Origin of the sequence: Arthrobacter agilis, from assembly GCF_006494655.1 — a bacterium.
GTDB lineage: Bacteria > Actinomycetota > Actinomycetes > Actinomycetales > Micrococcaceae > Arthrobacter_D > Arthrobacter_D agilis.
The window spans coordinates 323167-335599 of record NZ_VHIM01000003.1 but is presented as its reverse complement, the minus strand read 5'-3'; the positions used below and the strand labels follow the sequence as shown (position 1 = coordinate 335599).

The 12433-nt window shown below is 69.1% G+C and carries 10 protein-coding genes; 9 read left to right on the top strand and 1 reads right to left on the bottom strand.

All coding sequences use genetic code 11. The features are described 5' to 3' along the window. Nucleotides 1-36: 36 nt before the first annotated feature. The gene (locus FJV46_RS06415) at nt 37-594 is read right to left on the bottom strand and encodes a TetR/AcrR family transcriptional regulator (protein ID WP_087029350.1); all 558 of its coding nucleotides are present in this window, start codon (nt 592-594) and stop codon (nt 37-39) included. Nucleotides 595-655: 61 nt separating this feature from the next. Here FJV46_RS06415 and FJV46_RS06410 point away from each other — a divergent pair, with 61 nt between their 5' ends. The 9 genes from FJV46_RS06410 to FJV46_RS06370 all read left to right on the top strand — a co-directional run bounded on the left by FJV46_RS06410 (nt 656) and on the right by FJV46_RS06370 (nt 12431). Next, on the top strand, nt 656-2263 hold the full coding sequence (locus FJV46_RS06410; RefSeq protein ID WP_087028846.1) for an MFS transporter: 1608 nt from the start codon (nt 656-658) through the stop codon (nt 2261-2263). Nucleotides 2264-2403: 140 nt separating this feature from the next. Then, entirely contained in the window at nt 2404-3192 is a 789-nt protein-coding gene (locus FJV46_RS06405) for an ABC transporter ATP-binding protein (RefSeq protein ID WP_087028847.1), read from the top strand. Between the two features lies 1 nt (nt 3193). After that, the gene (locus FJV46_RS06400) at nt 3194-5785 is read left to right on the top strand and encodes an ABC transporter permease (protein WP_087028849.1); all 2592 of its coding nucleotides are present in this window, start codon (nt 3194-3196) and stop codon (nt 5783-5785) included. A 162-nt stretch (nt 5786-5947) separates the two neighbouring features. Next, complete coding sequence (locus FJV46_RS06395; protein ID WP_087028851.1) at nt 5948-7414, top strand: fumarylacetoacetate hydrolase family protein; 1467 nt, start codon at nt 5948-5950, stop codon at nt 7412-7414. Next, complete coding sequence (locus tag FJV46_RS06390; protein WP_232008520.1) at nt 7380-8078, top strand: GntR family transcriptional regulator; 699 nt, start codon at nt 7380-7382, stop codon at nt 8076-8078. The genes FJV46_RS06395 and FJV46_RS06390 overlap by 35 nt, the downstream gene beginning before the upstream one ends. 9 nt (nt 8079-8087) lie before the next feature. Continuing rightward, a complete protein-coding gene (gene hpaE / locus FJV46_RS06385; protein WP_087028853.1) occupies nt 8088-9629 on the top strand; it encodes a 5-carboxymethyl-2-hydroxymuconate semialdehyde dehydrogenase in 1542 nt (513 codons plus the stop codon). Nucleotides 9630-9677: 48 nt separating this feature from the next. Continuing rightward, the gene (gene hpaD, locus FJV46_RS06380) at nt 9678-10754 is read left to right on the top strand and encodes a 3,4-dihydroxyphenylacetate 2,3-dioxygenase (protein ID WP_087028855.1); all 1077 of its coding nucleotides are present in this window, start codon (nt 9678-9680) and stop codon (nt 10752-10754) included. A gap of 91 nt (nt 10755-10845) precedes the next feature. Continuing rightward, on the top strand, nt 10846-11631 hold the full coding sequence (gene hpaH / locus FJV46_RS06375; RefSeq protein ID WP_087028857.1) for a 2-oxo-hept-4-ene-1,7-dioate hydratase: 786 nt from the start codon (nt 10846-10848) through the stop codon (nt 11629-11631). Continuing rightward, nucleotides 11616-12431 (top strand): HpcH/HpaI aldolase family protein, encoded by an 816-nt coding sequence (locus FJV46_RS06370; protein WP_179195216.1) that lies wholly within the window; start codon nt 11616-11618, stop codon nt 12429-12431. The genes hpaH and FJV46_RS06370 overlap by 16 nt, the downstream gene beginning before the upstream one ends. Nucleotides 12432-12433: the final 2 nt, after the last annotated feature.

Genomic DNA, 12433 nt, shown 5'->3' with positions numbered 1-12433 from the left:
CGCCGTGCGACCGGCGGTAAGTCGGCGGACCGCAGCTCAGGGCCCGACGGCTCCACCGGCACCGGCACTGACGATGAGATCGACGACGTCCAGAAGTCGGGCGGTCTCCTCCTCGCCGCCACGACCGGATCCTGCCGAGGCGAAGAAAGCGGCGTCGTAGTACAGGCCGTCCCCGAGGAGCTTCACGGCGCGAGCCGTGGTGCGGTCGCCGAGCTGCGCCTCGAGGGCGTCGAGCCACCGTTCCTGGATCTCGGCGAGGGCGCCTTTCGCCGTCGGGTGCCCCTGCTGCGCAAGGCGTGCCATCGAGACGAGGGCACGATCAAGGGGACTGTCCTCGAACACCGAGGTCCGCACGTAGTACCGGGCCGCTCCATCGGGAGCCTGCGTCATGGCCTCGCGGTCTCGTTCGGCGAGGGCGAGCAGGCGTGCCGCGAGCCCTTCCACGAGCGCTTCCTTGGACGGGAAGTGGTAGAGGAGCCCACCCTTGGAGACGTCGGCGGCCGCCGCGACGGCCTCCATGGTGGCAGCCCTCTCACCATCGCGGATCAGCGCGTTTTCGAAGCTGTCGAGGATGCGCTCACGGGAACTGGACACCTCCCGATGATACCCGTCACGTTTGTTGTACTGTACCGGCTGGACGGTATAGCTTTGAAGCATGACCACGACATCCTCTTCAGCACGTCGGTCCGGGGTGAACCCGCGTGCCGTTCAGTCCTCCCCCCGCCCGACCGCTCCCGGGGCGGACCGCCGCGCCTGGTTCTCGCTGGCCGTGCTGATGCTGCCCGTGCTCCTGGTCTCCGTCGACAACACGGTGCTGAGCTTCACCCTCCCCGAGATCTCGCGTCATTTCGCCACCAGCGGCACCATGCTGCTCTGGATAGTCGACAGCTATCCGTTGGTACTCGCCGGCCTGCTCGTGGCGATGGGCAGTTTCGGCGACCGCTTCGGCCGGCGCCGGATGCTCATGATCGGCGCGGCGGGTTTCGCCCTGTTCTCCGTCGCCGCCGCCTTCGCGCCGACGGCGGGCCACCTCCTCGCCTCCCGCGTGGGACTCGGCGTCTTCGGCGCGATGCTCATGCCCTCCACGCTCTCCCTGATCCGCAACATCTTCACCGACCGCAACCAGCGGCGCATCGCCATCGCCGTCTGGGCCGCCGGGTTCTCGGCCGGCGCCGCGCTCGGTCCTCTGCTCGGCGGGATCCTCCTGGAACACTTCTGGTGGGGATCGGTGTTCCTCCTCGCCGTTCCCGTCCTGGCGCTCATGCTCGCCCTGACGCCCGCGATCGTGCCCGAGTCGAGGGACGCCAACCCCGGACGCGTGGACTACGCCGGCATCATCCTGTCCATCGCCACCATGCTCCCGATCGTCTACGCCATCAAGGACTTCGCCAAGGGCGGGCCGCTCCTGGTCTCGGTCACGGCCGCCTTCATCGGCATCGCTGCCGGGACCGCCTTCGTGACGCGTCAGCTGCAGCGGCGTGACCCCATGCTGGACGTCCGCCTGTTCACGGTGCGCGCCTTCTCCGGCGCCGTCCTGGTGAACCTCCTCGCGATCTTCTCGCTCGTCGGGTTCCTGTTCTTCGTGTCGCAGCACCTCCAGCTCGTCCTCGGCTACAGTCCGCTCGATGCCGGCCTCGTGCTTCTCCCCGGCCTCCTCGTGACGATCATCGCCGGACTCGCCGTCGTCCCGCTCGCCCGTCGCGTGCCGCCGCACGTGGTGGTCCCTGTGTCCCTGCTGTTCTCGGCCGTCGCCTACGCGATGATCGCACTGCTCGGTGAGGGCGGCAGCGCAACCTTCCTCATGGTGGCGTTCGTCGTCCTCGGCGTCGGGGTGGGGGCATCCGAGACGGTCTCCAACGACCTCATCCTCTCCACCGTCCCCGCGGCGAAGGCCGGCGCGGCCTCCGCCGTGTCGGAGACCGCCTACGAGGTGGGCTCCGTCCTCGGGACGGCCGTGCTGGGCAGCATCCTGCTCGCCTCCTACCAGCGGGACCTCCTGCTCCCTGCGGGCCTCAGTTCCGCCCAGGCGGAATCGGCCACGGAGACACTCGGTGGTGCGGTCGAGGTGGCCACCCAGCTCGGGGCGACCGGCGCATCCGCGCTGCGCGACTCCGCCTTCCACGCGTTCGACAGCGGCGTGGCGGTCACCTCCGGCATCGCCGCGCTGCTCATGGTCGGCGCCGCCGTCCTCGCAGCGTGGAGCCTCCGGCCCTCCGACGCCGGATCAGGGAGCACGACGACGGCGGAGGCAGCCGGGCGGTAGGGCTGCACCCGGTTCAGCGCGGGCGGCTCTCCGAGCGCGACCGATGCGGGCCACTGCTCATACCGCGGGATGACCTCCGCCCGGCAGACCCGGAACCTGGTACTGATTCGCCGGGCCGTGCGCCTCTTTAGCGTGGACTCATGACCATTTCCACGAATTCTCCTGTGAATCTCCCGGGCAGCCCGGCCGATACCCCCGTTCCGACGAACACCGCCGTCTCTGCGCGCAATGTGTCCAAGCACTACGGCCGGGGTGAGACGGCCGTGCACGCACTGAGGGATGTCTCCCTCGACTTCGAGAAGGGGCGCTTCACGGCGATCATGGGGCCGTCCGGGTCCGGCAAGTCCACGCTGATGCACTGTCTCGCGGGACTGGACAGCGTGGATGCCGGCAGGCTCTGGATCGGCGGGACGGACATCACCGGCCTGGCCGACGCGGATCTCACCCGGCTTCGACGCGAGCACGTGGGATTCGTGTTCCAGGCCTTCAATCTGGTGCCCACCCTGACCGCCGAACAGAACATCACCCTGCCGGTCGCGCTGGCCGGAGGGAAGGTGGACTCGGCGTGGCTGCAGCAGATCGCCTCCACGCTCGGGCTGACGGACCGCCTCTCCCACCGCCCCCATGAACTCTCCGGCGGACAGCAGCAGCGGGTCGCCGTCGCGCGGGCCCTCCTCACGCGGCCCGATGTGATCTTCGGTGACGAGCCGACCGGCAACCTCGACTCGACCACGGGCGCGGAAGTGCTCTCCCTCCTCAGGCGCAGCTGCCGCGAGATGGGCCAGAGCATCATCATGGTCACCCACGATCCCGTGGCCGCGTCCTATGCCGACCGCGTCGTCCTCATGAAGGACGGCGCCCTTGTCGGCGAACTCCAGCAGTCCACCCCCGAGGCGATCCTCGGCGCCCTCGCCACGCTGGGGGCCTGACGTGCTGCAGGTAGCCCTCGCCCAGGTGCGCGTCCATGCACGCCGCTTCATCGCCGTCGGCCTCGCGGTGATGCTCGGCGTCGCCTTCCTCGCGGCGACCCTCATGGTCGGCGCCACCACCAATGCGAGCCTCCGGCAGAGCGTCGGCGCGTCCTACGCGACGGCGGATCTGGTGGTGACGGCCGACGACGGCTCAGGGGTTCCGGCCGACGCCGTCGAATCGCTCGGCTCCCTTCCCGGTGTCGACGCCGTCTACGGACTCGAACGCTCCTTCACCCAGCTGACCACCGGCTCCGAGACGTCGTACGCGGTCCTCACGTCGGTGGCCCCGCCGGAACTCGAGGGTGCGGTGATCACCAGCGGTTCCGCACCCCGGGCGCCGGGCGAGGTCGTGCTCGACGAGACGTCCGCTGAACGGCTCGGAGTCGTCCCGGGTGACACCGTCGCCATCGATGATGCCGCGGCGTCGGCTGCCGGCCCCGACGCGACATCGCTCGGGAACGCCCTCACGGTGACCGGACTCATGGCACCCAGCGCCGACCCGGGTCTTTCGGGCGCCGTCCAGGTCCTTGCCTCGCCGACCATCATCCGCGCCCTCAGCGGCGGAGAGACCTATGTCCGCAACGTCCAGCTCAGCCTCGCCCCCGGCGCCGATGCGGGAGCGACGCGTGACGCGGCGACCACGGCTGTCGCTGCCGCCACCCCGTCCGTCGACGGAGCAGGCGCCCTGACGGTGCGCACCGCCGGCGAGCAGACGACGGCGGACGTCGCAATGCTCTCGAACGGCAGCGATCTCCTCACCGGGATCCTGCTCGCCTTCGCCGCGGTCGCCGTGATCGTGGCCGGCCTCGTCATCTCCAACACCTTCTCCGTCCTCGTCGCCCAGCGCACGCGGGAACTCGCCCTGCTGCGGTGCATCGGCGCCGAACGGAGGCAGGTGCGGGCGTCGGTCCTGGTCGAAGCGGCGCTCGTGGGACTCGTGTCGTCCGTCCTCGGCGTACTCCTCGCCGTCGGCGTCATGGCTGCGCTCGTGGGGCTCGCGAGGCAGACCGAGTTCGGCTCCTTCGCCACCCTGGCGGTCCCAGCGTCAGCCGTCCTGATCGCCCTCTCGGTGGGTATCCTGATGACCCTCCTCGCAGCGCTCGTTCCGGCACGGGCGGCCACCCGCGTAGCACCGCTGGCAGCGCTCCGACCCACGGAGCCGCCGGCCGCGGGCACCCGGAGCGGCCGGATGCGGCTCGGTGCCGGGCTCGCGGCCCTCGCCGTCGGCGTCGTGCTCCTGGCGTTCGGAGCTGCGACCTCGGCGATCCTCCCGGCCGTCGCGGGCGGAGCCGTCTCGTTCCTCGGGATCATCCTCCTCGCGCCGTTCTTCGTCCCGGCGAGTGTCGCCGCGATCGGGCGGATCGCCCGCCCCCTGGGCGTTCCGGGCAACCTCGCGTCGGTGAACGCGATCCGCAACCCTGGCCGCACCACCGCCTCCTCGGCCGCCCTGATGGTCGGCGTCACCCTCGTGACCATGATGATGGTCGGCGCACAGACCGCGCGCACCACCTTCGATCGCGAACTCGACGAGAACTACGCCGTCGACCTCCAGGTCAGCGGCCCGGGAACCCTCTCGGCGGGTGACACGCCGGCGGCATCGCCCGTCGACGAACCGACGCTCCTCGCCATCGACGGTGTGGAGAGCGCCGTCGAGATCACCCCCGTCATGCTGACCAGCCCCGAGGACGGCGCATGGCTGGTCTACGCCGCCGACCCCGTCCAGCTCGCACAGGTCCTCAGGCTCTCCGGCGTCGAACTGACGGACGGAATGGTCCTGGCACCGCAGACCTGGGAGCAGGACCAGGTGACCCTCGAGGGCGGGAACGGTCCGGCGGACCTGCCGGTCGTCGCGACCGATGCGGGCTTCTTCCAACCCCTCATCACCACGGCGACGGCGGAGCGACTCGGCGGGACTCCGCCGGACGCCCTCGCCAGTTATCTCGGCGATACCGACGACACCGGACCCGGCATCACCGGTGAGAGCCTGTCCGCCTACCTCGGGGCCACGGTGTGGCTGAAGCTCGACGACGGCCTGGACGGGAACGGGGTCGCCGAGGTGCAGTCGCAGATCGTGGCCGCCACCGGCATCTCGGAGTACAACGTGACGGGGGCGGCGATCGAGCGGCTCGCGTACAACCAGATCATCGACGTGATGCTGCTGATCGTCACGGCCCTGCTCGCCGTCGCCGTGCTGATCGCGCTCATCGGCGTGGCCAACACGCTGTCCCTCTCGGTCCTCGAGCGGCGCCGGGAGAATTCCCTGCTGCGAGCGCTCGGGCTGACCCGTGGGCAGCTGCGCGGGATGCTCGCCGTCGAGGCCGTGCTGATCGCCGGAGTGGCTGCCCTCCTCGGCTCGGGCCTCGGCGTCCTGTACGGCTGGCTCGGGGCGCAGTCGGCCCTCGGTGGCATCGCGTCCGTTACTCCGTCGATCCCCCTGGGGCAGATCGGGGCAGTGCTCGCGATCGCCGTCGCGGCCGGCTTGCTGGCGTCCGTCCTGCCAGCCCGCCGCGCGGCGAGACTCTCCCCTGTCGCGGGCCTGGCGGCGGACTGATCTGGGGAACCAAGCCGGCTCGCCCGCCCCCAGCACGCCGGGGCGGGCGAGCTGCGCCGGGCGGGCAGTACCGGCGCTCAGGTCGCCCTTGAAGAAGAACGTCACGTCCCGTACTCTTCGTATACAATCTTGTATACGATGCGGTAGGGACATGGGATGACAATGAAGCTCCTCGACAGCAGCGGCCTCCGGGCGGCCGGTAAGGTCATCGCCGTGCACATCAATTACCCCAGCCGGGCCGCACAGCGCGGACGCACACCCCAGCAGCCGTCCTACTTCCTGAAGCCGTCGTCGTCCCTCGCCCTGACCGACCTGGCGGTGGAGCGGCCGGCGGGCTGTGAGCTGCTCGCTTTCGAGGGCGAGATCGCACTGATAATCGGAACCCCTGCGCGCCGGGTATCCATCTCGGATGCCTGGAAGCACGTGGCCTGGGTGACGGCGGGCAACGACCTCGGGGTGTACGACCTCCGGTACGCAGACAAGGGCTCCAACCTCCGCTCGAAGGGCGGAGACGGCTTCACGCCCGTAGGACCGGGGCTGATTCCCGCGGACGAGGTTGATCCTGCTGCGCTGCGCATCCGCACCTGGCACAACGGCGCCCCGGTCCAGGACGACACCACCGCGGATCTGCTGTTTCCTTTCGCGCGGCTCGTCGCCGACCTGTCCCAGCTCCTGACGCTCGAGACCGGCGATATCATCCTCACCGGCACCCCGGCCGGCGCGTCGGTCGCCGTGCCGGGCGACGTCGTCGAGGTCGAGGTGACGACCACGGACGGTCGGCTCGCCACGGGTCGCCTCGCAACCCGGATGACCGACGGCACACGACCGCTCGAGGGCTTCGGCGCCCAACCGAAAGCCGACGACGTGCAGCGCGAGGAAGCCTACGGTTCCCCGGAAGCTGCCGGACTTTCCCCCCGCACCTCGGCGCTGACCCCCGAGCTGAAGGAAAAGCTGGAGAGGGTTGCCACGGCGACGCTCTCCTCGCAGCTGCGCAAACGTGGGCTGAACAACGTCAGCATCGACGGCCTCACCTCGACCCGCCCCGACCGCCGCGTGGTGGGCCTAGCGCGCACACTGCGGTACGTCCCCAATCGTGAAGACCTCTTCCAGGCACACGGCGGGGGCTACAACGCGCAGAAGCGGGCCGTCGACTCGGTCAACGAGGGCGAGATCCTCGTGATGGAGGCACGCGGGGAGAAGGGCACGGGCACGATCGGGGACATCCTCGCGCTCCGGGCCCAGGTCCGCGGTGCTGCTGCGATCATCACAGACGGCGGAGTGCGTGACTTCGCTGCCGTGGCCGCCATGGAGATCCCCACCTACTACGCCAACCCCCACCCCGCCGTGCTCGGCCGACGCCACATCCCCTGGGACATCGACATCACCATCGCCTGCGGCGGCACCACCGTCCAGCCCGGCGACATCATCGTCGCGGACGCCGACGGCATCCTCGTCATCCCACCGGCCCTTGCGGAGGAACTCGCGGAGGATTCCCTGACCCAGGAACGCGAGGAGGAATTCATCGCCGGCATGGTCCGGGAAGGGCACTCGGTGGACGGCCTCTACCCCATGAACGCCGCATGGCGGGCCCGCTATGAGGAACAGGACGCCGGGAGTGCTCATGGGTGATGCGGGCACGGCTACGAGCAGCAAGTCCGAACGAGCCTACAACTCCGTCAAGGCACGCATCGCCGACGGCACGTACTCCCCGGGATTCCGCCTGGTCCTGGCGAAGATCGCCGAGGAGCTCGGCATCAGCGTGGTGCCCGTCCGCGAGGCCATCAGGAGACTCGAAGCGGAAGGACTCGTGACCTTCGAGCGGAACGTCGGCGCGACCGTGGCCGGTATCGACCCGATCGAATACCTCTACACGATGCAGACCCTGAGCATCGTCGAGGGAGCGGCGACTGCTCTCTCCTCCCCCCTGATCGGCCCGGCAGACATCGCCCGGGCCCGCGCGGTCAACGAGGAGATGCGCGAATGCCTGCAGCACTTCGACCCGCCGCGCTTCACCCTGTTGAACAAGGACTTCCACAGCGTCCTGTTCGAGAACTGCCCGAACCCCCACATCCTGAACCTCGTGCACCGGGGCTGGGGACGCCTGGCCTCGATGCGTTCCTCGACCTTCCGCTTCGTCCCCGGCCGCGCCCATGAATCGGTCGAGGAACACGAGGCACTCCTCCAACTCATCGAATCCGGAGCTGACGCCGCAGACATCGAACGCGCCGCCCGCCTCCACCGCAGTGCCACCCTCGACGCCTACCTCGCCCAGACCGGCGCACACCCCAGTTAGGACCACATCATGACCAGCCCTGGCGATCTGACGACCAGGCACTACGTGCCCGAGAATCTGCCCACCTCCATCCAGCACTACATCGGCGGCCGGTTCGTCGACTCGATCGGCGGGGCGACCTTCGACGTCCTCGACCCGGTGTCCAACACCACCTACGCCACCGCCGCCGCGGGTCAGCAGGAGGACATCGATGCCGCCGTCGCCGCCGCCCGCGACGCCTTCACCACCGGGCCGTGGCCGCGGATGAAACCCCGCGAGCGTGCCCGTGTGCTCAACCGGATCGCCGATGCCGTCGAGGCCCAGGAGGAACGGCTTGCAGAACTCGAGACGTTCGACACCGGGTTGCCCATCACCCAGGCGAAGGGCCAGGCCCTGCGGGCCGCGGAGAACTTCCGCTTCTTCGCGGACCTCATCGTGGCCCAGTTCGACGACGCCATGAAGGTCCCCGGATCGCAGATCAACTACGTGAACCGGAAGCCCATCGGGGTCGCAGGGCTCATCACCCCGTGGAACACGCCGTTCATGCTCGAGTCCTGGAAACTCGCGCCCGCGTTGGCCACCGGCAACACCGTGGTCCTCAAACCGGCGGAGTTCACCCCCCTTTCCGCCTCCCTCTGGGCGCAGATCTTTCGGGACGCCGGCCTGCCCGACGGCGTCTTCAACCTCGTGAACGGCCTGGGCGAGGAAGCCGGCGACGCCCTCGTGAAGCACCCCGACGTCCCGCTGATCTCCTTCACCGGCGAGACGACCACGGGCCAGACGATCTTCCGGAACGCCGCCGCGAACCTGAAGGGCCTGTCCATGGAGCTCGGCGGGAAGTCGCCCTGCGTCGTCTTCGCCGATGCCGACCTCGACGCCGCCATCGATTCGGCGCTCTTCGGTGTGTTCTCCCTCAACGGTGAACGCTGCACCGCGGGCTCACGCATCCTCGTCGAACGTGGCGTCTACGAGGAGTTCTGCGAGAAGTACGCAGCGCGGGCGAAGGCCATCGTCGTCGGCGACCCGCACGACCCGAAGACCGAGGTCGGCGCGCTCGTGCACCCCGAGCACTTCGAGAAGGTCGCCTCCTACGTGGAGATCGGGAAGACCGAGGGCCGCCTCCTCGCCGGCGGCGGCCGCCCGGAGCATCTCCCGCACGGCAATTACATCGCCCCGACGGTCTTCGCGGATGTCTCCCCCGATGCGCAGATCTTCCAGGAGGAGATCTTCGGCCCCGTCGTCGCCATCACGCCCTTCGACAGTGACGAGGAAGCCCTGGCTCTTGCCAACAACACGCGCTACGGGCTCGCGGCGTACCTCTGGACGCAGGACCTGACCCGCGCCCACACCTTCGCCGACAACGTCGAAGCCGGCATGGTCTGGCTCAACAGCCACAATGTCCGCGACCTCCGCACCCCCTTCGGCGGCGTCAAGGCCTCCGGGCTCGGACACGAGGGCGGCTACCGCTCCATCGACTTCTACACCGACCAGCAGGCCGTGCACATCACCCTCGGCACCGTCCACACCCCGAAGTTCGGCAGCATCGAGGACTCAGCAGCCAACGAAGGCTAGAACCAGCCCTCCGCCCTTTCCCCACTCACTCGAAGAAGAGAGACTCCCGTGACAGATTTCGTCCCCACTCCCACCCTGCCCGCGCCGGATATCGTGCGCTGCGCCTACATGGAGATCGTGGTCACCGATCTCGCCCGGTCGCGGGAGTTCTACGTCGACGTCCTCGGGCTGCACGTCACCGAGGAGGACGGGAACGCGATCTACCTGCGCTCCCTGGAGGAGTTCATCCACCACAATCTCGTGCTGCGCCAGGGACCGGTCGCCGCCGTCGCCGCCTTCGCGTACCGCGTGAAGTCACCGGCCGAGGTTGACGCCGCCGAAGCGTATTACCGGGAGCTCGGCTGCCGCACGGAACGCCGTGCGAACGGTTTCACCAAGGGTGTCGGTGATTCCGTGCGGGTCGAGGACCCGCTGGGCTTTCCCTACGAGTTCTTTTACGACGTCCAGCATGTGGAACGCCTCACCCAGCGGTACGACCTCTACTCCGCCGGGGAACTGGTGCGCCTGGACCACTTCAACCAGGTCACCCCCGACGTGCCCCGGGGGCGGGCGTACCTGGAGGATCTGGGCTTCCGGGTCTCCGAGGACATCCAGGATTCCGACGGCGTCACCTACGCCGCCTGGATGCACCGCAAGCAGACCGTGCACGACACCGCACTCACCGGCGGCAACGGACCCCGCATGCACCACGTCGCCTTCGCCACCCACGAGAAGCACAACATCATCCAGATCTGCGACAAGATGGGCGCCCTGCGCATCAGCGACCGCATCGAGCGCGGACCCGGACGCCACGGCGTCTCCAACGCCTTCTACCTCTACATCCTCGACCCCGACGACCACCGCATCGAGATCTACACGCAGGATTACTACACCGGGGACCCCGACAACCCGACCATCACCTGGGACGTGCACGACAACCAGCGCCGCGACTGGTGGGGCAACGCCGTCGTCCCGTCCTGGTACACCGAGGCATCCCTCGTCCTGGACCTCGACGGGAACCCGCAGCCCGTCATCGAGCGGGAGGAGAAGAGCGAGATGGCCGTTACCGTCGGCGCCGATGGCTTCTCCTACACCCGTAAGGACGGCGAGGACGCGGAGGGCTTCAAGCTCGGCGCGCAGCTCTAAGCCGCACACCGTGGTGCCGGTCCCGCCCGATCGAGGTGCGGGACCGGCGCCGGACGTTTCTGAACCGCCCGATCATCTGAGGAGTATGCGCATGCTCGACCCCGCGACCATCGAGGCCATCGCCGATGAACTGCTGGAGGCCGGCCGGAGCCGGGTCCCGGTACCCCTGCTGACCGCTCGGCACCCGGACATGACGGTCGAGGATTCCTATGCGGTCCAGCGGTTGTGGCGGCAGCGGAACGAGGACGCCGGGCGCAGGCTCGTGGGCCGGAAGATCGGGCTCACCTCGCGGGCCATGCAGGCTGCCACCGGCATCACCGAACCCGACTACGGTGCCATTTTCGACGACATGGTCCTGGAGACCGGGTGCTCGGTGGAGTGGAGCCGGTATTCCCATCCCCGGGTCGAGGTGGAACTGGCCTTCGTGCTGAAGGACGATCTCAGCGGGCCGGGCTGCACGATCTTCGATGTCCTGAATGCCACCGACTACGTGGTGCCCGCCCTCGAGATCCTGGACTCCCGCATCGAGATGGAGGGACGCACCATCGTGGACACCATCTCCGACAACGCCGCCATGGGCGCCATGGTCGTCGGCGGGCGCCCGGTGCGGCCCGACGCCGTCGATCTGCGCTGGGTGTCCGCGATCCTCTACAAGAACCAGGTGGTCGAGGAAACAGGGGTCGCCGCCGGGGTCCTCGACCATCCCGCCGCGGGCGTGCACTGGCTCGCCAACAAGATCGCAGCCCACGGGGACAGGCTGAAGGCCGGGGACATCATCCTCGCCGGGTCCTTCACGCGGCCCATGTGGGTTTATGCGGGGGACACCGTCCACGCCGACTTCGGACCGTTGGGAGCAGTGACGTGCCAATTCGTCTAGCACCCACCTTCGCGGACGTCCTCGGGGCCGCCGATCGCCCGCTCACCGGCATGTGGATCTGCTCGGGCAGTCCCCTGGTCGCCGAGATCTGCGCCGGATCCGGGCTCGACTGGTTGCTGGTCGATGCCGAGCACAGCCCGAACGGCCTCGAATCCATCCTCGCCCAGCTCCAGGCCATCCACGGCCATCCCGTGCAGACCCTCGTCCGCCCGCCGGTCAACGACACCGTCCTGATCAAGCAGTACCTGGACCTCGGCGTCCAGAACCTCCTCATACCGATGGTGAATTCCGTGGACGATGCGCGGGCGGCCGTCGCCGCCACCCGCTATCCTCCCGAGGGCGTCCGCGGAGTCGGTTCCGCACTGGCCCGCGCGGCCCGCTGGAACCGCATTCCGGACTACCTCGGCTCCGCTGCCGGGACCATCAGCGTCACCGTGCAGATCGAATCGGCAGCCGCCGTCGAGGCGGTGGAGGACATCCTCGCGGTCGACGGGGTGGACGCCATCTTCGTGGGGCCCTCCGACCTCGCCTCGTCCATGGGACTCCTCGGCCAGCAGGAGCACCCTGACGTCCGTGCCGCCGTCGGACACTGCCTCACGGCAGCTTCCAAGGCGGGCACACCAGCGGGTGTCAACGCGTTCAACCCGACGACGGCCCGGCACTATCTCGACGCCGGTGCCCGCTTCATCCTCGTCGGAGCCGACGTCGCCCTCCTCGCGCGTGGTTCCGAAGCCCTGGCCTCCGAGTTCATTCCTCCCGCCGTCTCCGACGACGGCCCCACACCCCCCGTCAGCTATTGACC